Below are 21422 nucleotides of genomic sequence, written 5' to 3'. Positions count from 1 at the left end.
CTGCTGTTGCTCCTCGCGCTGTTCCTGATCCTGCTGCTCGCCGGCCTCGTTCGCAGTATCGGATGACCGCTCCCGGACTCCGGGTTTCGTCGGCGGGATTATGTACCGGACTGACGAAGTTTCCCGCAAACGTATGGTCGCACTCGACGCGTTCGCGTTCGTCTTCGTCGCCGGGCTGATCACGGCCCTCGCGACCGGGATCGGCGCGCTGCCGTTCTTCTTCTTCGACTCGATCAGCGACCGCGGGAACGTGGCGCTGTGGGGGTTCTCCTCGGGGATCATGCTCTCCGCGTCGCTGTTCGGGCTCGTTCGGGAGGGGCTCGCGGAGGGGACGCCGGTCGAGATCGGGGTCGGCCTGGCCGCGGGCGTCGTCCTGGTCGTCGTCGCGCACGACGTGCTGCTGGACGCCGATATCGACCCGCGGGAGTACGAGGAGGCGGACTTCAAGAAGCTCGTGTTGATCCTCGGCGTGCTGACCGTCCACAGCTTCCCAGAGGGGGTCGCCGTCGGCGTCTCGTTCGCGGACCTCGGGCTGGCGGGCGGCACCTCGCTGTTCGGGTTCACCGTCCCGCTGCTCGCGGTGTTCATGACGGTCGCGATCTCGATCCACAACGTCCCCGAGGGGACCGCGATCTCGATCCCGCTGCGGGCGATGGGCGTCTCGAAGTGGAAGATGGTCTGGTGGTCGGTGTTCTCCAGCCTCCCGCAGCCGATCGGTGCGGTCCTCGCCTTCGCGTTCGTCCGGTACGCCCGGGAGTTCCTCCCGTACGGCTTCGGGTTCGCCGCCGGCGCGATGATCTACCTCGTCGCCACCGAGTTCATCCCCGAGGCGCTCGAGACCGGCGCGGCGCTCCCCCGCGGCGGGAAGCCCGTGCTCGCGGGCGGGATCGCGCTCGGCGTCGTGCTCATGGTCCCTCTCGCGTTCCTCTGATCGAGGCCGCGGCCCGTCTCTGATCGCCTCAGCGGTCGCCGCCGAACGCCGTCGGGTTCACCGCGCCCGGCCCCTCGCCGACGTCGTAGCCGCGACGGATCGCGGACTCCATCTCGTCCACCGCGCGTGCGACGGCCTCGCGCAGGGGGTCGCCGCGCGCCAGCCGGGCCGCGATCGCGCTCGACAGCGCGCAACCGGAGCCGTGCGTCGCGTCGGTCGCTACGCGCGGATTCTCGAAGCGAACGACGGTCGGGTCGTCGCAGTCGCCGAGTTCGTCGCCGGCGTCGCCAGCGCCGCCGCTCCCCTTCGCGTCGCCGACCACGAGCGTGTCGACGACCGTCTCGCCGCCCTCGTCGAGGTGGCCGCCTTTTATAAGAGCGGCCTCGGCGCCGCGGGCGACGAGCTCCCGGCCGGCCGCCTCGGCGTCCGCCGGCGTCTCGACCGGCTCGCCGAATAGCACCGCCGCCTCGTCGGCGTTGGGAGTGACGAGCGTCGCCCCCTCGATCAGCCCCTCGTAGGCGTCCTCGGCGGCGGGCGAGAGCAGCCGGTCGCCGGTCGCGGCGACCATCACCGGGTCGACGACGACCGGGGCCGAGAGACGGGCGAGCAGGTCGGCCGCGGTCTCGACGATCGGCGCCGTGGCCAGCATCCCCGTCTTGACCGCGCCGACGTCGAAGTCCTCGACCACGGCCTCGTACTGGCTCGCCACGTGGTCGGCCGGGACGGCGTGGACGTCCTCGATGCCGCGCGTGTTCTGCGCCGTCGTGGCCGTCACGACCGCGGTCCCGAAGACGCCGTGGGCCGTCATCGCCTTCAGGTCGGCCTGGACCCCCGCACCGCCGCCGGCGTCGCTGCCGGCGATCGTCAGCGCGACCGGCGGGGAAACGGGGTCGCGAGCGTGTGTCATACTTGAGTGGTACCACTTAGTAATATTAAATCGTGGCGATCGCCGCCGCCGAACGCCCTTTGCCGCTCGCCGCCGAACGGGAGGTATGTCGAACACGCACTCCGACGACGCGGCCGACGGCGACTCGGCCGGCGACGCGACCGAGTCGATCACCGTCTACTCCGACTACGTCTGCCCGTTCTGCTACCTCGGCCGGCGGTCGCTCGCCGAGTACCAGGAGACGCGCGACGAGCCGCTCGCGGTCGACTGGCACCCGTTCGACCTCCGGGCCGGCAAGCGGAACCCGGACGGCACGATCGACCACGACGTCGACGACGGGAAGGGCGACGACTACTACGCGCAGGCCCGCGAGAACGTCCGTCGCCTGCAGGAGCAGTACGGCGTCGACATGGCCCAGGAGATCGCGACCGAGGTCGACTCGCTGCCCGCCCAGCTCGTCTCCGTACACGTGAAGGAGACCGCCCCCGAGGCGTGGCCCGCCTTCGACGACGCGGTGTTCGCGGCGCTGTGGCAGGAGGGCCGCGACATCGGCGACCGCGAGGTGCTCGCCGACATCGCGAGCGACGTCGAGGGGCTCGGCGCCGATGTCGTCGACGCCGCACTCGACGACGAGGACCTCCGCGAACGCGTGACGGAGCTGTTCGACGCGGCGCGACAGCGAGGGATCACCGGCGTGCCGACGTTCGCGTTCGACGGCCACGCCGCCCGCGGCGCGGTCCCGCCGGAGCAGCTCGAACGGCTCGTCGAGGGCGCCTGAGCTAGGCGGCGGTGCCGTCGACGTCGACGTCGCGGTCGGTCTCCCCCTCCTCGTCGACGAACCGATACGAGAGGTAGACAGACCCCAGCGCGAGCGCGATCCCGCCGATCACGTCGGTGAGCCAGTGGATCCCGAGGTACATCGTCGCGAGTACCACCGACGTCGAGAGCCACAGCGCGACCGGCGTCCACCGCGGGTACTCCCCGCGCGTCAGCACCGCGAACGTCGCGACCGTCACCGACAGCGACGTGTGGAGCGACGGGAAGACGTTCGCGGCCTCGTTCACCTCGCTCGTCAGCGCCATGAAGTCGGGGTTGTACGTGAACAGCAGCGACGTCACCATGTCGGGCATGAGGTTCCGCGGACCGTGCGCGTACACGACCGTGTAGACCACGAGTCCGATCGAGTAGTTGAGCCCGTACGCGACGATCAGCCGCTTCAGCGTCGTCGTGTCCGGCAGCGCGAGGTAGGCGACGAACGGGAACACCAGCAGGAACACGTACCCGTACACGTATATCCCGGAGAAGTACACCGTCAGCTCCGGGGTAACGAACGTCGCCTGCACCCACGCGACGAAGTTGCCCTCGATAGCGTAGATCAGCCCCGTCAGGCGCAGCCCGAACAGCTCCGAGACGGTCTGGAGCGCGCTCCGACCGACCGCGCTCGCGAGCAGTACCGCGCCCAGCGCGACGAGCGGTCGCCGGACGCTCCACAGCCGCGGCGCGAGTTCGGTCCGAAGGCGGGCGAGCCGGTGCGGACCGACGATCGCCGCCCCCGCCACGAGCAGCGCTCCCCCGACCCACAGCACGAGCGAGCCGACGACCGACAGAAGCGGGCTCATCCCCCCCGAGAGAGCAGGTGCCCCGCGTCGTTGAAGCGATACCCCGCCTCCCGGAGCAAGTCCTTCGCGCGCCCGATGTCGAGCGTTCCCCCCTCTCCGACGAACGGGTACACCGGGTCCGTCTCCCGGTCGTCCCACCGCAGGTCGTCCGGCACCCACTCGGGCGAGGCCGCCAGCGGCGACGTCGCCGGCTCGGCGTACCCGCTGAACGCCTCGCGAACGAGCGTCTGCTTGTCTATCAGCGACGCGAGGACGGCCCGGAAGCGCGGGTTCGACAGGGGCGCCCGCCGCGCGTTGTACCCGACGTGGTAGAACCCGCCCGAGCGCCCGGTCACGAGCCGCGAGTCGGCCTCCCTCCCGACCCGGGGGACCGCGTCCGGGCCGAGGGTCGAAACGGTCGCGTCCGCGATCCCGTCGCTGACCGCCTCCACCGCGGCGATGTCCGAGGGCGACACCTCGATCCGCAGCCGATCGAAGGCCGGCTTCCCGCGGAACCGCTCCGGGATCCCCGCCGCGGGGTCGCTCTCTCCGTCCGCGGTCTCCCCGTCCGTCGCGTCCGCGCGGACGAGGAAGTGGTCCGGGTTGCGCTCGAAGACGACCGACTCCTCAGCCGTCGCCTCGACGAACCGTATCGGCCCGCTGCCGACCGGGTTCTCGTTGGTCGACACCACCGCCTCGGTCGTCTCCACGTCGAACTCGAAGCCGGCGATGGTCGCGGCGTCGGTCCGCTCGGACCAGACGTGTTCCGGGAGGATCGGGACCTGCAGCGCCCGGACCGCGACCGCGTCGTTCACGTCGCCGATCTCGAGCTCGACCCGTCCCTCGTCGACGACCGTCGCCGACTCGACGACCGAGCTCCGGCCGCGGAACCGCGGCGTCGGCACCGCCGCCTCGAGCGAGCCCATCGAGGTGTCGCGGAGGAACTCGTAGGTGAACGCCACGTCGCCCGCGGTCACCGGCTCGCCGTCGTGCCACCGGGCGTCCCGGAGGTCGAGCGCGAGCGTCCCCTCGTCGACCCGTTCCCACCCCGCCGCGAGCCACGGGACGACCTCGCCGCCGTCCACCAGCGCGAGCTGGTCGTACAGCAGCGTCGTGAACGTCCCCTCGCGTCTGTACTCGGCCGCGATCGGGTTCCAGTTCTCCGTGATCTGATCGTCCGTCGTGACGAGCCGGAGGGTGGCGCCGCCGTCGGCGGTCTCCCCGTCGGCCGTGGCGTTCTCGCCGCTTCCCGCGTCGCCCTCCGTCGTTCCGTTCGCTGTTCCCGCCTCGTCGCTCGTCCCCGCGTGCTCGAGGCCCAGCAGCGCGCCGACCGACAGGGGCTGTCGGTTCGTCCACCCCTCGAACCGCTCCTCGCGGACCGCGGTGAGCGGGTCGGGGAACGCGACGACGGTGAACGGCTGGAGCTCGCACAGCGAGCGCTGGAGCTCGGCCACGACCTCCGGCCGCTCTCCTTCCGCCCGCCGCTGGCGTTCGAGCTGCTCGTCCACGCCGTTGACGTCGGTGAAGCCGAACGGATTCTGCCGGCCCGCCTCGGCGACGAACCGCGAGTGGGTGAACGCGTACATCGCGTCGGGATCGAACGGCTCCGGCTCCAGGAACTGTCCGACGTATATATCGAAGTCCTGGTTGATGAGCACCTTCCGCCAGAGGTCGGTCCGGTTCAGGGTGTTGATCCGGGCGTCGATCCCCACCGCGTTCAGATTCTCGGCGAGGTGTCGGGCGATCCGGATCGCGTTCGGGTCCCTGTCGGCCGGCGCGGCGACGATCCGCAGCGTGAGCTGCGACGACCGGTCGCGGCCCGCGATGTTGCGGGTCCGACCGAGACAGCCGGCGCTCAGGGCCCCCAGACCGATCCCCGCGAGCGCCTCGCGCCGGCTGACCTGCCCGTTCATTCGTCCCTTCCTCTTTCGGCGCCGGCGTATATCTCTTCTGTGGTGCCGTCGGCCGGGATCGATCGACCGCTCCGGGAGCCTCGGCCGCGCTCCGGCCTCAGATCACGTCCGCGAGCGGGAGCGCCAGTCCGATCGCCCACGCGAGGGCCCCCGCGGCAAGCACGGGGCGGTCGGCCGCCGCGCGCCCGATGGCGACCACGCCGAGCGCCGCGAGCAGCGCGATCCGGTGCACGATGAGGTCGGGGGGCACCGCGACGCCGAGCGCGGCGAAGTCGACCACGAACCCCGCTCCGAGCCCGACGGCGACGCCGAGGGCGGCCGCCGCCGGGTCGCACTCGCGCGCCCGCAAGACGACGAGGGCCGGGAGGCCGACGGCGAGGACGAGGTACAGCGGGCCGGCGATCGCCTTCGGCGGGAGGCTCGGGTACGCGAGCTCCAGCCCGACCCCGGCGGCACGGACGCCGACGACGACGGCGGCGAGCGCGGCCCCGAGCACCGCGGCGTCAGCGTGTCTCGCCGCCTCCCGGCGGCTCCGTCGCGCGAGGTCGACGGCGGCCGTCCGGGTCCGGCGCCGGAGCAGCACGCCGCCGACGGTCGCGAGCGACGCCAGCTCGATCACCGAGATCCAGCCGTCGCTCCATCCCCCCTCGATCCCGCGGTACTCGCGGCGGACCTCGGCGTCGACCCCGCCGCGGATGAACTCGTCCTCCAGCCGGACCGCCGGCTCGTCGATCCCGGGTACCGTGTGGCGGAGCCGGAACCAGTCGTAGTACTCCTCGTGGGCCTGTATCGCGGTGTATGCCCCGCCGGGGGACTCGTACGCCCGGAGGTGGTCGCGCACGCCGAGGTACGCCCCGTCGTGGAGCTCGAACGTCTCCGTCAGCCAGACGCCGCCGGTGGGCCCCTCCACGTAGGTGTACCGCGTCGAGCTGCGTGCGTCGTCCCAGTCGCGCTCGACGAACGCCCGCACCTGTTCCGTGTCGGCGGTCGTCGCCGACTCCGTCTCGTCGGTCTCCTCCCAGTCGGCCGCCGCGCCGCTCTCGATCGCCGCGCGCGTCGCCGCCGCGTCGGCGTGGAACACGACGTTGATCGCGAGCGTCCGCCCCTCGATCGACGTGCTCCGGCTCGTATACGGCCACAGTCGGTAGTCGCCCTCGACCGCGATGAGCGACTCCTCGGGGACCGTCGACGCCGCCGGCTCCTCCGCGGGCGGCCCGGAGAAGGCGCCGGAAAGCGCCAGTCCGACCGCGACGACGACGAGGAGCGCGACCACGACCCTCGGCCGCTTCATGACCGTCCCGAGGGAGCCAGTATCAAAACGCCTTCGGTGGTCGGCGGGGCCGCGCTCCGGTCGGCGCGTCGGCCGAGCCCCGGCTCACCAGGTCTCGACGTACCCGTCGCGCACGTCCTCCGCGCAGCCCTCGCAGTCCGGGTGGCCGGCGTCGAAACACGACGGGCGCCCCCCGGCGTCGACGGCGACCGCCCGCCGCTCCGCGTGCCGCCGGCAGACGATCCGCGCTCGGCCGTCCTCGTCGGTCGGGAGGTCGTACCGCTCCGCCCCGGTCGCGTCGCCGTCGGGGTCGTCTCTCCCCTCGGCGTACGCCCGCTTCGCCTCCTCGAACTGCTTGCCCGCCTCGCGGAGCTTCCGGCGGATGACGCGTTCGAGTCGGTCGTCCATGGGGGTCGTACCGGCGCGCGGAATATAGGTCCGTTGGCGAGACGAGGCCGCTGGGTGCCTAGTTGGTGGGCCCGGTGTGGGAGGTGTATCTATCGTTGCCGTCGCGGTGGACCTCTCGGAAGCTCCAGTCGATCGCTTATAAATGGCTGACTCCGAATCGGCGGTGAAGATATCCGAAGCCCCAGCCGTTCGGCGATATGTGATCGATGACTTCGCGGTGAAGGCATTCAAAGCCCCAGTCGCGAGGACGGCACACGCTCGCTGCGCGCTTCGGTCGTTCGCTTCGCTCACTCCCTGCAGTGCTTACGTCGCCTGCGCCGTCCTCGCGACTGCCCCTTTGAGTCCCGCCCGCACCGCAACCGCACCTCACGCCTCCCCAGCCTCGTCGCTGGCGCCGAGGGCGCCAGCGACTCCCTCGCGGGCGGTTCGGCCCGTTGGGCGCTCACCGGCGCGCCACCGCGCTCTGTTTATAAATGAACGTTGCGTCCGGCCGAGCCGTTTTAAATGGGTGCCGCCGTGGCCGTCTGCGACGTCTTCTTCGCGGAAGTTCCCATCGGCGCGTGGGGACGCTTCGCGTGGTACGGTTCCACTTGAAACGAAGCCCGCGCGTGGCGTACGAGCGTCTGACGCGGCCGGCCGTCGAACCCCGGAACCGCCGGAAGAGGCCGGTCAGCGCGTCGGAGACGACCACTTTCACCGTGGTTGCGGGATTTTTAATACCGTGAGGAACCAACCGGCGTACGCCTCCCATTGAAACACGACCGGAGGCGGAGACACCCCATGAGCGAACTGCGACAGGAAGCGGAAGCGATAGCGGAACAGTTCTCGGACCACCTCAACGTGGACGCCGACGAGGTCGAGGAGCGGCTGGAGAACCTCGTCAACGAGTACCGCGTCCCGGTCGACGAGGCGCGCCGGAGCGTCACCAACAGCTACCTCGAAGACGCCGGGATGGAGCGCGACGAGCTCGGCCGCGGCGGCAGCGAGTCCGTCTTGGTCAACGAGATCGACGAGGACGAACAGTGGGTCGACCTGCGCGTGACGCTGGTCGACCTCTGGGAGCCCCGTAGCGACTCGATCTCGCAGGTCGGACTCTTAGGCGACGAGTCGGGCACGATCAAGTTCGTCGCCTTCGAGACCTCCGATCTCCCCGAGCTGACGGAGGGACAGGCGTACGAGCTCTCGAACGTCGTCACCGACGAGTACGAGGGCAGCTACTCGGTGAAGCTCAACCGGACCACCGGTATCACCGAGATCGACGAGGAGATCGAGGTCGGCGACAACGCCGACACCGTCGAGGGCGCCCTCGTGGACATCCAGTCCGGCTCCGGGCTGATCAAGCGCTGTCCCGAGGACGACTGCACGCGCGTCCTCCAGAACGGCCGGTGCTCCGAGCACGGCCAGGTCGAGGGCGAGTTCGACCTCCGGATCAAGGGCGTCCTCGACGACGGCGAGACCGTCACCGAGGTCATCTTCGACCGCGAGGCCACCGAAGAGCTCACCGGGATGGGCTTGGAGGAGGCCAAGGACATGGCGATGGACGCGCTCGACACCACCGTCGTCGCCGAGGAGATGGCCGACGACGTACTCGGGCGGTACTACCGCGTCACCGGTCCCACGTTCGGCCGGTACGTCCTGGTCGACGAGATGGAGGACCCGGGCGCCGTCGACGTTGAAAGCGCGCTGATCGAAGCGAGGTCGATCTAACATGAGTCAATCCGCACCCACCCGAGAGGTCGCCCGGCGCGTGTTCGCGAGCGAGTTCAACGACGCCGGCTACACGTTCACCGAGTCCGACGACGAGCGCGCCCCCGTCTACGCGCTCCTCCCGACGGGCGAGTCCTCGAACCGCGTCTTCTTCGTCGGTACCCTCACCGAGAAGGAGGACGTCGGCGAGGACAGCGAGTACTGGCGCGGCCGCATCGTCGACCCGACGGGCACGTTCTTCGTGTACGCCGGCCAGTACCAGCCCGAGGCCGCCTCCAAGCTCCGCGACCTGGAGCCGCCCGCCTACGTCGCAGTCGTGGGGAAGCCCCGGACGTACGAGACCGACGACGGCACCGTCCGGGTCTCCGTCCGCCCCGAGTCGATCACCGAGGTCGACGCCGCCACCCGCGACCGCTGGGTCGCCGAGACGGCCCGCCGCACCGTCGAGCGCGTCGCCGCGTTCGACGACGAGGGCAACGAGTACGCGCGGATGGCCCGCGAGGAGTACGACCTCGACCCCGAGACGTACAAGGCCGCCGCGCTGTCGGCGCTGGAGGACCTCGACGACGGCGCCGGCGACGAGCTCGCCGGCGACGCCGCGGACGAGGGCCTCGGGGACGGAGACGTTCCCGACGACGCCGACGCGACGGGTCCGGCCGGGACGCCGGACCCCTGAGCGGCGCCGAGGCCGACCCGCTCCGTGGAGAGATCGGGCGTCTCACGCCCGAAACAGTCGGTATTCCCCGTTCCCTGCCACCGTCTGACAAACGCTTAAGTGGATCGCGAGAGGGATCTTCCGGTAATGGGCAACAAGAACAAGACGATCTCGTTCCGCGTCAACGAGGACGCGTTCGAGGCGCTCCGAGACATCGCCGAGGAGCGGGACATCTCGCTGTCGGCGGTGTTCCGAGACTACGTGGACACGCTCGTTGCCCACGACGGACAGGTCCGCGCCGTCCCGGAGGCGGAGCTCCAGAGCGAGACCGAGACCGGCGAGGTGTTCCCCCCGCGCGTCGAGGTCCCCAAGAGCTTCGTCCGCGAGCACGAGCGGCTGGAGCTGGAGGCCGACCACCTCCGCGAGCAGCTGGACGAGTACAAGCGGTACGTCAACCACCTCCGCGAACAGCTGGACGACGACGACGAGGACGTGATCCACCTGGAGGACCTCGACGGCGAGCGCGATGACCGCGACGAGCGCGACGAACCCTCCTTCCGACTCGGATAACCGAGGGGCCGGCGGCCGCACGCTTCGTGCCGCTCGCCCGCACGCTTCGTGCCGCTCGCCCGCACGCTTCGTGCCGCTCGACTCCCCTGAGTTGCGACCCCATCCGGCCGCGACTCCGACTCCCGTCGCGGTTCCGACCCGCTGCGAAACTCTCCTGTTTGTTCGTTATATTAGCGGAAACCGCCGAGGCGCCGAAAATATTGCCGGCCTCGGAGCGAGTTGTACAAAAACGTCCGATTCCCTCGCAATCTGATGGACAGTTTCTCAGGCCACACACCGATTTCTGATTATAATAAATTATTTACGAAAACAATATTACCCGGGCGGCGAACCGTTTGGACATGAACAGGTGGGTCCGACCGTGAGCGTATTCGACAGAGCGTACGACGATCCGGTCCGCGTGCTCGACGAGGACGGCGAAGTCGTCGGCGACGTCCCCGACCTCGACGACGAGGCGCTCGTCGACATGTACCGACACATGCGGCTCGCCCGGCACTTCGACGGCCGGGCGGTGAGCCTCCAACGACAGGGACGGATGGGGACGTACCCGCCGCTGTCGGGACAGGAGGGCGCGCAGATCGGCTCCGCGACGGCGCTCGCCGAGGACGACTGGATGGTCCCCTCCTACCGCGAGCACGGTGCCGCCCTGGTCCGCGGGCTCCCGCTGAAACAGACCCTCCTCTACTGGATGGGCCACGAGGCCGGCAACAAGGCGCCCGAGGGCGTCAACGTCTTCCCGGTCGCCGTCCCCATCGCCTCGCAGGTCCCCCACGCCACGGGCGCGTCGTGGGCCGCGAAGCTCCGCGACACCGACGAGGTGTTCCTCTGTTACTTCGGCGACGGCGCGACCAGCGAGGGCGACTTCCACGAGGGGGTCAACTTCGCCGGCGTCTTCGACACGCCGACCGTCTTCTTCTGTAACAACAACCAGTGGGCGATCTCCGTGCCTCGCGAGCGGCAGACCCGGAGCGCGACGCTGGCCCAGAAGGCCGAGGCGTACGGGATAGACGGGGTGCAGGTCGACGGGATGGACCCGCTCGCGGTGTACAGCGTCACGCGGGACGCCGTGGAGAAGGCGCGCGGGCCGGAGACGGACCGGCCCCGCCCGACGCTGATCGAGGCGATCCAGTACCGGTTCGGCGCGCACACGACCGCCGACGACCCCACCGTCTACCGCGACGACGAGGAGGTCGAGCGCTGGAAGGCGAAGGACCCGATCCCGCGGCTGGAGGCGTACCTCCGCTCGGAGGCGATCCTCGACGACGAGCGCGTCGCGGAGATCGAGACCGCGGTCGAGGAGCGCGTCGCCGACGCGATCGACGCGGCGGAGGCGGCGGCACGGCCGGAGCCGAGCGAGCTGTTCGAGCACGCGTACGCTGAGCTCCCGTCCGAACTGGCGCGGCAGCAGGAGGAGTTCGCGGCCTTCCGCGAGGCGCACGGCGACGAGGCGTTCCTGGAGGAGTAAATGAGCGACACACAGAACCTCACCGTCGTACAGGCGGTGCGTGACGGGTTGTACAGCGAGATGCGCGAAGACGACGACGTCCTCGTGTTGGGCCAAGACGTCGGGAAGAACGGCGGCGTCTTCCGGGCGACCGAGGGGCTCTTCGACGAGTTCGGCGGCGACCGCGTCGTTGACACCCCGCTGGCGGAGTCGGGCATCGTCGGCGCCGCGGTCGGCATGGCCGCGATGGGGCTGCGGCCGGTCCCGGAGATCCAGTTCTCCGGGTTCATGTACCCCGGCTTCGACCAGATCGTCTCCCACATGGCGCGGTTCCGCGCCCGGAGCCGGGGCCGGTTCACCCTCCCGATGACGCTGCGAGCCCCCTACGGCGGGGGGATCCGCGCGCCGGAGCACCACTCCGAGTCGAAGGAGGCCTTCTACGCACACGAGGCCGGCCTGAAGGTCGCCATCCCCTCGATGCCGTACGACGCGAAGGGGTTACTCGCGGCGTCGATCCGCGACCCCGACCCGGTGATCTTCCTCGAACCGAAGCTCATCTACCGCGCGTTCCGCGAGGAGGTGCCCGAGGAGCCGTACACCGTCCCGCTCGGCGAGGCGGCCACCCGCCGCGAGGGCGACGACGTGGCGGTGTTCACCTACGGCGCCATGACGCGCCCGACGCTGGAGGCCGCCGAGAGCCTCGCCGAGGAGGGGATCGAGTGCGAGGTCGTCGACCTCCGCACCGTCTCCCCGCTGGACCGCGAGGCGATCGTCGACGCCTTCGAGCGCACCGGCCGCGCGGTCGTCGTCCACGAGGCGCCCAAAACCGGCGGGCTCGCCGGGGAGATCACGGCGATCATCCAAGAGGAGGCGCTGTTGTACCAGGAGGCGCCCGTCAAGCGCGTCACCGGCTTCGACGTGCCCTACCCGCTGTACGCGCTGGAGGACTACTACCTCCCGACCGCGGCGCGCATCGAGGAGGGAATCTTGGAGGCGGTCGAGTTTTAAGATGGCTCCCGCGGAGATCCACCACATGACAGTCGCGGAGGTCGACGCATGACAGTCGAGGAGTTCAGGCTGCCCGACGTCGGCGAGGGCGTCGCGGAGGGCGAGCTGGTGTCGTGGCTCGTCGCCCCCGGCGACCGCGTCGAGGAGGACCAGCCGGTCGCGGAGGTCGAGACGGACAAGGCGCTCGTCGAGGTCCCGTCGAGCTACGACGGGACCGTCGAGGAGCTGTTCGTCGAGGAGGGCGAGATGGTCCCCGTCGGCGACGTGATCATCTCGTTCCGCGTCGACGATGTGGGCGCCGAGGAGCCGACCGACGAGACCGGCTCGGCCGCCCACGAGGAGGAGGCCGACGAGGCGAGCCCGGATGCGAGCGAACCGGAGCCGACCGAGGCGGACGCCGCCGTCGAGTCGGAGCCGGAGACGCCCAGCGGCCGCACCTTCGCGCCGCCGTCCGCCCGCCGGCTCGCGCGCGAACTCGGCGTCGACGTCGCCGCGGTCGACGGGAGCGGCCCCGGCGGCCGCGTCACCGAGGCCGACGTGCGGGCGCACGCGGAAGGAGGAGGCGGGAGCGCCGAGGCTGGCGGCCCCGGCGACGACGCCCCCGAACCGCGGCCCGCGCCGACGCCGACCGACGTCGGCTCGGGCGACCGCGAGTCCGCAGTGAGCAAGCGCGGCGAGGAGGGCGCCGCCGAGCCCTCGGCGACCGCCGATTCCGGCGCGGCCCCCGAGCCGGCCGGCCGCGAGACGACGCTCGCGACCCCGGCGACGCGGAAGCTCGCGCGCGACCTCGACGTCGACGTCGACGACGTGCCGACCGACGAGACCCGCGACGGCGAGGCGTTCGTCACGGGCGAGGACGTGCGGGCGTACGCCGACGCGCTGGAGTCGGCGACGGCGGCCGAGTCGGCGCCCGAACCGGAGCCGGTCGACTTGGACAGCACGGCGGCCGCGACCGCTGACGCGGGCACGCCCGCGGCGAGCGCGTCCGCCGCCGGCGACGAGGCGACCGCGCCCGACGCGGGCGACGAGACCGTCCCCTACCGCGGGGTGCGCCGCACCATCGGGAAGCAGATGGAGCGATCGAAGTTCACCGCCCCGCACGTCAGCCACCACGACACCGCCGAGGTCGACGCCCTCGTGGCGGCGCGCGAGGAGCTGAAACCGCAGGCGGAGGAGGCCGGCGTGAAGCTCACCTACATGCCGTTCGTGATGAAGGCGATCGTCGCGGGGCTGAAAGAGCACCCCTACCTCAACAGCGAGCTGCGCGAGGACGACGAGGAGATCGTCTTAAAAAAGGAGTACAACCTCGGGATCGCGGTCGCGACCGACGCCGGACTGATGGTCCCCGTCGTCGACGACGTCGACGAGAAGGGGCTCTTCGAGCTGGCCGCGGAGGTGCGCGACCTCGCGACGCGCGCCCGGGAGCGGACGCTGAAGCCCGCGGAAATGAAGGGGAGCACGTTCAGCGTCACCAACTTCGGCGCCATCGGCGGGGAGTACGCCACGCCGATCATCAACTACCCCGAGACCGCGATCTTAGGGCTCGGCGCCATCGAGGAGCGGCCGGTCGTCCGCGACGGCGAGGTCGTCGCGGCGCCGACGCTGCCGCTGTCGCTGTCGATCGACCACCGCGTCGTCGACGGCGCGGTGGCGGCCGAGTTCGCGAACACCGTAATGGAACACCTTGAACACCCGCTGCTGCTGTTGACTCAATAATGGTCGTCGGAGACATCGCAACCGGAACGGAAGTACTGGTGATCGGGGGCGGACCGGGCGGCTACGTCGCCGCCATCCGCGCCGCGCAGGAGGGGCTCGACACGACGCTCGTCGAGAAGGACGCCTACGGGGGTGCCTGCCTGAACCGCGGCTGTATCCCCTCGAAGGCGCTGATCACGGGGAGCGGCCTCGCCCACGAGGCCGGAAACGCGGAGTTCATGGGGGTCCACGCGGACCCCGCCGTCGACATGGGGAAGATGGTCGAGTGGAAGGACGGCGTGGTCGACCGGCTGACGAGCGGCGTCGAGAAGCTCTGTAAGGCCAACGGCGTCAACCTCGTGCCGGGGACCGCCTCGTTCGTCGACGAGCACACCGCGCGCGTCGCTCACGGCGGCGAGGGGCAGGGCTCCGAGTCGATCGAGTTCGAACACGCGATCGTCGCGACCGGGTCGCGCCCGGTCCAGATCCCCGGCTTCGACTTCGCCGAGGACCACGTCTGGACCTCGGCCGACGCGCTCGACGCCGACACGGTTCCGGACCGGCTCGGGATCGTCGGCGGCGGCTACATCGGCATGGAGCTGGCGACGACGTACGCGAAGCTCGGCGCCGACGTGACCGTCGTCGAGATGCTCGACGACATCCTCGACCCCTACGAGGACGACGTGAAGCGGATCGTCCGCAAGCGCGCCGAGGAGCTGGGCGTCGAGTTCTCCTTCGGCGAGGGCGCGAGCGAGTGGTCCGAGGCGGCCGACGGCGGCTACCTCTTGCACACGGAAACGGACGAGGGAGAAGAGTCGACGTACGGCGTCGATAAAATCCTCGTCGCCGTCGGCCGCCAGCCGGTCACGGACGGGCTCGACCCGGAGAACGCGGGGATCGAGACGGACGACCGCGGCTTCATCGAGACGGACGACCGGACGCGGAGCGCGGTCGAGCATATCCACGCCGTCGGCGACGTGGCGGGCGAGCCGATGCTCGCGCACGCGGCCTCGACGGAGGGGATCGTCGCCGCCGAGGTGATCGCCGGCGAGCCGGCCGCGCTCGACCAGCAGGCGATCCCCGCGGCCGTCTTCACCGACCCCGAGATCGGGACGGTCGGCATGACCGAGGCGGAGGCCGAGGCCGAGGGGTTCGACCCGGTCGTCGGCGAGATGCCGTTCAACGCCTCCGGGCGCGCGATGACGACGGGCCACACCGAGGGGTTCGTCCGGCTCGTCGCCGACGAGGAGACCGGCTTCGTGCTCGGCGGGCAGATCGTCGGGCCGGAGGCCTCCGAGCTGGTCGCCGAGGTCGCGCTCGCGATCGAGATGGGGGCGACGCTGGAGGACGTGGCGGCGACGGTCCACACGCACCCCACGCTCGCGGAGGCGGTGATGGAGGCCGCGGAGAACGCCCGCGGCCAGGCGATTCACACGCTGAATCGGTAGTCGCGAGCCGAGTCGACTGCTACGTTTTTTTTAAGCGGACGCGTCGTAGCCCGCCTCGTCCACCGCGGCCACGAGCGCGTCCGGGTCGGCGTCGCCCTCGACGGTCGCCGACGCGCTCTCGCGGTCGGCGCTCGCGCTCTCGACGCCCGCGACCCCCTCGAGCGCCTCCGCGACGCTCTGCTCGCAGTGTTCACAGGACATCCCTTCGACGGTGAGCGTTCGGCTCATTACAGTTACCCGTACGCGGGGGAGACGTTTGTCGGTTATTGCTTCGCGACAGCGGCTTCCCGTCCGTTTTGACTTTGGAATCGTAAGCGAACCGGGGCAACCGTCTTGTGTCGCGAGGTCGTCGTCTCGGGTATGCGCGACCTCGACGAGACGGACTTGGAGATCCTGTCGCTGCTGGCCGAGGACGCCCGCCGGCCGTTCAGCGAGATCGGCGAGCGCGTGGGGCTGTCGGGACCGGCGGTCTCCGACCGCGTCACGCGGCTGGAGGAGACCGGCGTCATCCAGGGGTTCACGGTCGACGTCGACCGCACGAAGCTCCGGGCGGGCGTCCCCGTGTTGGTGGACGTGGAGCTGCCGGTCGGCGGCGCGTCGTCCGACGGGGCGGCCCCCCTCGACGAGGCCCGCGAGCGCGCCCGGGACGCCGACGCCGTCGAGCACGTGTTCGTCACGGCCGAGGGCGACCTCCGGGTGTACGCCCGCGTCGACGGGCGGACCGCGCGGGAGTGGGTCGCCGGCCTGTTCGACGGGATCGCCGTCGACGACTACGCCGTCACGCTGGTCGACGAGTTCGAGTGGACGCCCTCGATCGAGGGCGTGGAGTTCGCGCTGACCTGCGCGGAGTGTTCGAACACCGTCGACAGCGAGGGCGAGACGGCCCGAATCGACGACGAGGTGTACCACTTCTGCTGTCCGTCCTGCCTGTCGCGGTTCCGAGAGCGGTACCAGCGTCTGGAGGAAGGGGCGTAATTCGGCGGAGCGGTCGGTCTCCCTCCCGCTCGGTTTCGTTCCGTTTTCGAGCCCGTGGCTGCCTCCGAAGTCGCAGTGGCTCGTTTATAAGTGTCTAGTGGCTATGCGGAGCACACCTCCAAAGTCCCACCTGCCCCCAACAGCACAGCACCTCACGCCTCCCCAACCTCGTCGGACCGGCGCCGCGGCGCCGGTCCGACTCCCTCGCGCGTGCTTCTCGCGGGCCGACGGCCCGCTCGGAGGCGCGCGCCACCGCCTTTTTAAGAGCGGTTTCGCCCCTCGTCCCGCCCTCATCTCTCACTGACGCCTTGTCCGTCCCGGTCGCTTTGGAATCGAAGGTTACGCCCCGATCGAACCCCCGATCTCGAAGCAGAAAACCGCCTAAGGGGGGAACACGTAGTAGTACACATGCCAACGAGAACAGCCCACCTGAACGTCACGGGGATGTCCTGCGCCAACTGCTCGGCGTCGATCGAGGACGCCCTCGACGACCTCGACGGGGTGGCGTCGGCGAACGCCAACTACGCCACCGACGAGGGGTCGGTCGAGTACGACCCCGAGGCGGTATCGCTCGGCGAGATATTCGACGCGATCGAGTCCGCGGGGTACGGCGCGGTCACCGAGACCGTCACCGTCGCGATCACGGACATGTCCTGCGCGAACTGCGCGGAGGCCAACGCGGACGCCCTCGAATCGACGCCCGGCGTGATCGAGGCGACCGTGAACTACGCGACCGACGAGGCGCAGGTCAGGTACAACCCGGCCGACGCCTCGCTCGGCGACCTCTACGACGCGATCGAGTCGGCGGGCTACTCGCCGGTCCGGGAGCGCGACGAGGACGGCGACGGGGCCGACGGTGAGGGGTCGAGCGGCGACTCCGGTCAGGACGCCCGCGACGCGGCCCGCGAGGAGGAGATCCGCAAACAGCTCCGGCTGACGCTCTTCGGGGCGGTCCTCTCGGTGCCGCTGCTGCTGTTCATGGCCGACCACCTGCTGCTCGACGGGGCGCTCTTCCCGGAGACCGTCTTCGGCGTCTCGGTCGGCTGGGTGCAGTTCCTGCTCGCGACGCCCGTGCAGGTCGTCTTAGGCCGCCCGTTCTACAGGAACTCCTACAAGGCGCTCGTGACGAACGGGCGCGCCAACATGGACGTGCTGATCGCGCTGGGGTCGACCACCGCGTACGTCTACTCCGTCGCGGTCCTGCTGGACGTGATCGCCGGCGGGGTCTACTTCGACACGGCGGCGCTCATCCTCGTGTTCATCACGCTCGGTAACTACCTCGAGGCCCGCTCGAAGGGACAGGCCGGCGAGGCGCTCCGCAAGCTCCTGGAGATGGAGGCCGACACCGCCACGCTCGTCGACGAGGACGGCAACGAGGAGGAGGTCCCCCTCGACGAGGTCGAGGTCGGCGATCGGATGAAGATCCGCCCGGGCGAGCAGATCCCGACGGACGGGGTCGTCGTCGACGGCCAGAGCGCGGTCGACGAGTCGATGGTGACCGGCGAGTCCGTCCCGGTCGAGAAGGAGGCGGGCGACGAGGTGGTCGGCTCCACGATCAACGAGAACGGCGCGCTCGTCGTCGAGGCGACCAAGGTCGGTGCGGACACCGCCCTCCAGCAGATCGTCCGGACGGTGAAGGAGGCGCAGTCGCGCCAGCCCGATATCCAGAACCTCGCCGACCGGATCTCGGCGTACTTCGTGCCGGCGGTCATCGCCAACGCGGTCCTCTGGGCGGCGGTCTGGTTCCTGTTCCCCGAGGCGCTCGCCGGGTTCGTCGACGGGCTCCCGCTGTGGGGGCTCGTCGCGGGCGGTCCGGCGGCCGCCGGCGGCGGCGTCTCGGTCTTCGAGTTCGCCATCGTCGTGTTCGCTTCCGCCGTCCTCATCGCCTGTCCCTGCGCGCTGGGACTGGCGACGCCGGCCGCGACGATGGTCGGCACCACGATCGGCGCCGGCAACGGCGTCCTTTTTAAAGGCGGTGACGTGCTCGAACGCGCCAAGGACGTCGACACCGTCGTCTTCGACAAGACGGGGACGCTCACCGAGGGCGAGATGGAGCTGACGGACGTGGTCGCGTTCGACCGCGACGGCAACCCGATCCCCGACGGCGGGACGGCGTCGCAGACGGACGCCGGCGAGGGCGACCTCGCGAGCCCGGACGCCGACCGCCTCGGGGAGAACGACGTGCTCCGGCTCGCCGCGATCGCCGAGCGCGGCAGCGAGCACCCCCTCGCGCGCGCCATCGTCGAGGGCGCCCGCGAGCGCGGCCTGGAGGTCCCCGACCCTGACGACTTCGAGAACGTCCCCGGTCACGGGGTCCGCGCGACGGTGGAGGTCTCCGGCTTTGCCGGAGGCTCGTCGGACTCGTCCGACGGTGGCGACGAGGTCTTGGTCGGCAACCGCAAGCTGCTGGCGGACGAGGGGATCGACGCCTCGCCCGCGGCCGAGACGATGGAACGCCTCGAACGCGAGGGGAAGACGGCGATGCTCGTCGCGTACCGGGGCGAGCTGGCCGGCGTCGTCGCCGACGCCGACACGGTCAAGCCGAGCGCGGCGGACGCCGTCGCCGCGCTCCGCGACCGGGGCATCGACGTGATGATGATCACCGGCGACAACGAGCGTACCGCCCGCGCCGTCGCCGAGCGGGTCGGGATCGACCCCGAGAACGTCCGCGCCGGGGTCCTCCCCGAGGACAAGTCCGACGCCGTCGAAGCGATCCAAGCTGACGGCCGACGGGCGATGATGGTCGGCGACGGCGTCAACGACGCGCCGGCGCTCGCGGTCGCCTACGTCGGGACCGCCATCGGCTCGGGAACCGACGTCGCCATCGAGGCCGCGGACGTGACCCTGATGCGGGACGACCCGCTGGACGTGGTGAAGGCCATCCGCATCTCCGACGCGACGCTCCAGAAGATCAAACAGAACCTCGTGTGGGCGCTCGGGTACAACACGGCGATGATCCCGCTGGCGTCGCTCGGACTGCTTCAGCCCGTGCTCGCCGCCGGCGCGATGGCGTTCTCCAGCGTGAGCGTCCTCACCAACAGCCTGCTGTTCCGCCGGTACGAGCCCGACCACGACTACCGGCTGCTCGGCCGGTTCCGGTAGTCGCCGCGTCCCTCTCTTCTCCGAACCCTACCGACCTGTAACCCGGAGTGCTACCGGAACGACCCCTGTGACGTCCTCGTCCGGCCGGTCCGCCGGTCGTGCTCGGGGTCGCCGGTCGTGCTCGGAGTCGCCATGTCGGTCTGTCGATCGACGCACTCTCGGTTCCGCCTGCCGCACTCGCCGTCCCGCCGCCGCCGGCCCTCGATCCGGCCACATCTTTTGATATAGCATTATATGATTTAATTGGTGTCTGCCGGCCGGACCGACGCTCGACGAGGCCCCTCCGTCTCCAGCGCCGACCCCGATGCTATCGGTCGGTTCCGCCGTCTCGCCGGCGATCGACCGGCTTTTTCATCGCGGGGCCCTCGGATCCGACATGGCCGACGAGTTCGACCCCGAGAAGTTCGAGGACAAATACGCCCACTACTTCAATGAGCTCCAGCGGGCGTACAAGAACGCGTTCAACCACATGAACGAGCGCCACGACTCCCAGTTGATCCACGGGATCGACCAGACGATACTCAACGAGTCCGAACCCTTCTACGAGGACGGCGAGTTCTACGTCGAGCTCCCCGAGAACCCGCGCGACCGGCTGGAGGGCGTGCTCGTCGACGACGAGACGTTCGAGGAGACGCTCGAGGAGTACGTCGAGCGGATCGAAGCGGAGCTTCACCGGACGTTTCAGGTCGATCGACCGGAGTGACGGGACCCCTCTCGCCGTCGATACCCGCCTCTTCGTCGGCGCCTGCGTGTGACCCCTGAGCGGGGTCGCATTCCGGCGAACCAAAGGCATAAGCCCGCCGCCCGCCAACTCGCTGGCATGAGCACGGACACAGCCGACGGGGAAAACGAGCTCCGCGAGCGGATCACGAACTTCCTGCGGCGCAACTTCCCGCAGATCCAGATGCACGGCGGGAGCGCCGCCATCAACCACCTCGACCGCGAGAGCGGCGAGGTCACGATCCAGCTCGGCGGCGCCTGCTCCGGCTGCGGTATCTCACCGATGACGATCCAGGCGATCAAGTCCCGGATGGTCAAGGAGATCCCGGAGATCGAGACCGTCCACGCCGATACGGGCATGGGCTCGGGCGCCGACGGCGACCTCGGCGGGACCAGCAGCGGCGGCACGTCGCCGTCGTTCCCCGGCGAGACGACCGACGACGGCGGCGACGACGAAGGCCCGCAGGCCCCGTTCTGAACCGGTCCAGTACTCTTTCGCACCCCGTTTTTCCCTCGTTTTTGACGCCGTAGCGACGGTTTCTGTGAGTTGTCCGTCCGTCGCGATTTCTCAGGTATAAATCTAATGGCGCTATATCAATTCGGTTCGAGTCGGTCACGCGCGCCGCGACTGAAGCCTTTTTGCCCCCGGCGGCCGTGGGCGGTTCCTATGCACCACCGGGAAGTCGAGACGACGGCGGAGTACGTCGCGCGGTTCGAGACCGGCGCCGACTGGCGCGAGGAGATCGAGGACCTCGCCCGCGCGGAAGACGTCGAGGCGGGCTGGTTCACGGCGCTCGGCGCCGTCCAGGACGCGGACGTCTGGTTCTACGACCAGGAGGACACCGAGTACCAGTCGGTGACGTTCGACGAGCCGCTGGAGGTCGCCGCCTGCGTCGGGAACGTCTCGCTGCTCGACGGGGAGGTGTTTGCGCACACCCACGCCGTGCTGTCGCGGCCGAGCGGGCAGGCGCTCGCCGGCCACCTCGACTCCGCGACGGTCTGGGCGGGCGAATGCCACCTCCGCGCGTTCGACGAGCCGCTGGAACGGTCGCACGACGCGACCACCGACCTCGACTTATGGCTGTGAGGCGG

The 21422-nt window shown here is 70.2% G+C and carries 20 protein-coding genes; 14 read left to right on the top strand and 6 right to left on the bottom strand.

Annotation, left to right across the window (positions count from 1 at the left end):
- Positions 1-133 precede the first annotated feature (133 nt).
- The gene (locus tag Hrr1229_RS06275) at positions 134-931 is read left to right on the top strand and encodes a ZIP family metal transporter (protein ID WP_123113688.1); all 798 of its coding nucleotides are present in this window, start codon (positions 134-136) and stop codon (positions 929-931) included.
- A 28-nt stretch (positions 932-959) separates the two neighbouring features.
- On the opposite strand, the gene Hrr1229_RS06270 is transcribed toward Hrr1229_RS06275, so the two are convergent.
- Positions 960-1838 (bottom strand): bifunctional hydroxymethylpyrimidine kinase/phosphomethylpyrimidine kinase, encoded by an 879-nt coding sequence (locus Hrr1229_RS06270; RefSeq protein WP_123113689.1) that lies wholly within the window; start codon positions 1836-1838, stop codon positions 960-962.
- Positions 1839-1923: 85 nt separating this feature from the next.
- Between Hrr1229_RS06270 and Hrr1229_RS06265 the strand changes: the two genes are divergently transcribed.
- Positions 1924-2595: a DsbA family oxidoreductase gene (locus Hrr1229_RS06265; protein WP_123113690.1), complete on the top strand. Its 672-nt coding sequence runs from the start codon at positions 1924-1926 to the stop codon at positions 2593-2595.
- Between the two features lies 1 nt (position 2596).
- Here Hrr1229_RS06265 and Hrr1229_RS06260 read toward each other — a convergent pair whose 3' ends face one another.
- From Hrr1229_RS06260 to Hrr1229_RS06245, 4 genes are all read right to left on the bottom strand, one after another.
- Positions 2597-3436 carry a phosphatase PAP2 family protein gene (locus Hrr1229_RS06260; protein ID WP_123113691.1) on the bottom strand — a complete coding sequence of 280 codons (840 nt, stop codon included), beginning with the start codon at positions 3434-3436 and terminating at the stop codon, positions 2597-2599.
- Positions 3433-5328, bottom strand: coding sequence for an ABC transporter substrate-binding protein (locus Hrr1229_RS06255; protein ID WP_123113692.1), 1896 nt, complete (start codon positions 5326-5328; stop codon positions 3433-3435). Before Hrr1229_RS06255 ends, Hrr1229_RS06260 begins: the two co-directional genes overlap by 4 nt.
- Before the next feature lie 97 nt (positions 5329-5425).
- Positions 5426-6619, bottom strand: a complete 1194-nt coding sequence (locus Hrr1229_RS06250; RefSeq protein WP_123113693.1) for a hypothetical protein — start codon at positions 6617-6619, stop codon at positions 5426-5428.
- 84 nt (positions 6620-6703) lie between these two features.
- Positions 6704-7006 (bottom strand): hypothetical protein, encoded by a 303-nt coding sequence (locus tag Hrr1229_RS06245; protein ID WP_123114900.1) that lies wholly within the window; start codon positions 7004-7006, stop codon positions 6704-6706.
- 780 nt (positions 7007-7786) lie between these two features.
- On the opposite strand from Hrr1229_RS06245, the gene Hrr1229_RS06240 reads away from it, so the two are divergent.
- The 7 genes from Hrr1229_RS06240 to lpdA all read left to right on the top strand — a co-directional run bounded on the left by Hrr1229_RS06240 (position 7787) and on the right by lpdA (position 15533).
- Entirely contained in the window at positions 7787-8713 is a 927-nt protein-coding gene (locus Hrr1229_RS06240) for a replication factor A (protein WP_123113694.1), read from the top strand.
- 1 nt (position 8714) lies between these two features.
- Positions 8715-9389 carry a DNA-binding protein gene (locus tag Hrr1229_RS06235; protein ID WP_123113695.1) on the top strand — a complete coding sequence of 225 codons (675 nt, stop codon included), beginning with the start codon at positions 8715-8717 and terminating at the stop codon, positions 9387-9389.
- Positions 9390-9515: 126 nt separating this feature from the next.
- Positions 9516-9938 carry a CopG family transcriptional regulator gene (locus tag Hrr1229_RS06230; protein WP_123113696.1) on the top strand — a complete coding sequence of 141 codons (423 nt, stop codon included), beginning with the start codon at positions 9516-9518 and terminating at the stop codon, positions 9936-9938.
- Positions 9939-10299: 361 nt separating this feature from the next.
- Entirely contained in the window at positions 10300-11403 is a 1104-nt protein-coding gene (pdhA, locus tag Hrr1229_RS06225) for a pyruvate dehydrogenase (acetyl-transferring) E1 component subunit alpha (protein WP_123114901.1), read from the top strand.
- Positions 11404-12390, top strand: coding sequence for an alpha-ketoacid dehydrogenase subunit beta (locus Hrr1229_RS06220; RefSeq protein ID WP_123113697.1), 987 nt, complete (start codon positions 11404-11406; stop codon positions 12388-12390).
- Between the two features lie 48 nt (positions 12391-12438).
- Positions 12439-14106, top strand: coding sequence for a dihydrolipoamide acetyltransferase family protein (locus tag Hrr1229_RS06215; protein WP_123113698.1), 1668 nt, complete (start codon positions 12439-12441; stop codon positions 14104-14106).
- Positions 14106-15533 (top strand): dihydrolipoyl dehydrogenase, encoded by a 1428-nt coding sequence (lpdA, locus tag Hrr1229_RS06210; protein ID WP_123113699.1) that lies wholly within the window; start codon positions 14106-14108, stop codon positions 15531-15533. The genes Hrr1229_RS06215 and lpdA overlap by 1 nt, the downstream gene beginning before the upstream one ends.
- A 30-nt stretch (positions 15534-15563) precedes the next feature.
- Here lpdA and Hrr1229_RS06205 read toward each other — a convergent pair whose 3' ends face one another.
- Positions 15564-15761 (bottom strand): heavy metal-associated domain-containing protein, encoded by a 198-nt coding sequence (locus tag Hrr1229_RS06205; RefSeq protein ID WP_123113700.1) that lies wholly within the window; start codon positions 15759-15761, stop codon positions 15564-15566.
- A 132-nt stretch (positions 15762-15893) separates the two neighbouring features.
- Here Hrr1229_RS06205 and Hrr1229_RS06200 point away from each other — a divergent pair, with 132 nt between their 5' ends.
- From Hrr1229_RS06200 to Hrr1229_RS06180, 5 genes are all read left to right on the top strand, one after another.
- A complete protein-coding gene (locus Hrr1229_RS06200) occupies positions 15894-16508 on the top strand; it encodes an AsnC family transcriptional regulator (protein WP_123113701.1) in 615 nt (204 codons plus the stop codon).
- 408 nt (positions 16509-16916) lie between these two features.
- On the top strand, positions 16917-19610 hold the full coding sequence (locus tag Hrr1229_RS06195) for a heavy metal translocating P-type ATPase (RefSeq protein WP_123113702.1): 2694 nt from the start codon (positions 16917-16919) through the stop codon (positions 19608-19610).
- A gap of 376 nt (positions 19611-19986) precedes the next feature.
- On the top strand, positions 19987-20313 hold the full coding sequence (locus tag Hrr1229_RS06190) for a DUF5783 family protein (protein ID WP_123113703.1): 327 nt from the start codon (positions 19987-19989) through the stop codon (positions 20311-20313).
- Between the two features lie 117 nt (positions 20314-20430).
- The gene (locus Hrr1229_RS06185; RefSeq protein ID WP_123113704.1) at positions 20431-20808 is read left to right on the top strand and encodes a NifU family protein; all 378 of its coding nucleotides are present in this window, start codon (positions 20431-20433) and stop codon (positions 20806-20808) included.
- 189 nt (positions 20809-20997) lie between these two features.
- Positions 20998-21417 (top strand): PPC domain-containing DNA-binding protein, encoded by a 420-nt coding sequence (locus tag Hrr1229_RS06180; RefSeq protein WP_123113705.1) that lies wholly within the window; start codon positions 20998-21000, stop codon positions 21415-21417.
- Positions 21418-21422 lie beyond the last annotated feature (5 nt).

Source organism: Halorubrum sp. CBA1229 (assembly GCF_003721435.2).
Lineage (GTDB): Archaea > Halobacteriota > Halobacteria > Halobacteriales > Haloferacaceae > Halorubrum.
This window is presented reverse-complemented; position numbering and strand designations above follow the sequence as displayed.

Coding starts and splice junctions, on each gene's coding strand:
- Hrr1229_RS06185 (WP_123113704.1), top strand. CDS start 20,431: ATGAGCACGGACACAGCCGACGGGGAAAACGAGCTCCGCGAGCGGATC.
- lpdA (WP_123113699.1), top strand. CDS start 14,106: ATGGTCGTCGGAGACATCGCAACCGGAACGGAAGTACTGGTGATCGGG.
- Hrr1229_RS06255 (WP_123113692.1), bottom strand. CDS start 5,328: ATGAACGGGCAGGTCAGCCGGCGCGAGGCGCTCGCGGGGATCGGTCTG.
- Hrr1229_RS06235 (WP_123113695.1), top strand. CDS start 8,715: ATGAGTCAATCCGCACCCACCCGAGAGGTCGCCCGGCGCGTGTTCGCG.
- Hrr1229_RS06200 (WP_123113701.1), top strand. CDS start 15,894: ATGCGCGACCTCGACGAGACGGACTTGGAGATCCTGTCGCTGCTGGCC.
- Hrr1229_RS06195 (WP_123113702.1), top strand. CDS start 16,917: ATGCCAACGAGAACAGCCCACCTGAACGTCACGGGGATGTCCTGCGCC.
- Hrr1229_RS06190 (WP_123113703.1), top strand. CDS start 19,987: ATGGCCGACGAGTTCGACCCCGAGAAGTTCGAGGACAAATACGCCCAC.
- Hrr1229_RS06205 (WP_123113700.1), bottom strand. CDS start 15,761: ATGAGCCGAACGCTCACCGTCGAAGGGATGTCCTGTGAACACTGCGAG.
- Hrr1229_RS06275 (WP_123113688.1), top strand. CDS start 134: ATGGTCGCACTCGACGCGTTCGCGTTCGTCTTCGTCGCCGGGCTGATC.
- Hrr1229_RS06245 (WP_123114900.1), bottom strand. CDS start 7,006: ATGGACGACCGACTCGAACGCGTCATCCGCCGGAAGCTCCGCGAGGCG.
- Hrr1229_RS06230 (WP_123113696.1), top strand. CDS start 9,516: ATGGGCAACAAGAACAAGACGATCTCGTTCCGCGTCAACGAGGACGCG.
- Hrr1229_RS06180 (WP_123113705.1), top strand. CDS start 20,998: ATGCACCACCGGGAAGTCGAGACGACGGCGGAGTACGTCGCGCGGTTC.
- Hrr1229_RS06250 (WP_123113693.1), bottom strand. CDS start 6,619: ATGAAGCGGCCGAGGGTCGTGGTCGCGCTCCTCGTCGTCGTCGCGGTC.
- Hrr1229_RS06240 (WP_123113694.1), top strand. CDS start 7,787: ATGAGCGAACTGCGACAGGAAGCGGAAGCGATAGCGGAACAGTTCTCG.
- Hrr1229_RS06260 (WP_123113691.1), bottom strand. CDS start 3,436: ATGAGCCCGCTTCTGTCGGTCGTCGGCTCGCTCGTGCTGTGGGTCGGG.
- Hrr1229_RS06265 (WP_123113690.1), top strand. CDS start 1,924: ATGTCGAACACGCACTCCGACGACGCGGCCGACGGCGACTCGGCCGGC.
- Hrr1229_RS06220 (WP_123113697.1), top strand. CDS start 11,404: ATGAGCGACACACAGAACCTCACCGTCGTACAGGCGGTGCGTGACGGG.
- Hrr1229_RS06215 (WP_123113698.1), top strand. CDS start 12,439: ATGACAGTCGAGGAGTTCAGGCTGCCCGACGTCGGCGAGGGCGTCGCG.
- Hrr1229_RS06270 (WP_123113689.1), bottom strand. CDS start 1,838: ATGACACACGCTCGCGACCCCGTTTCCCCGCCGGTCGCGCTGACGATC.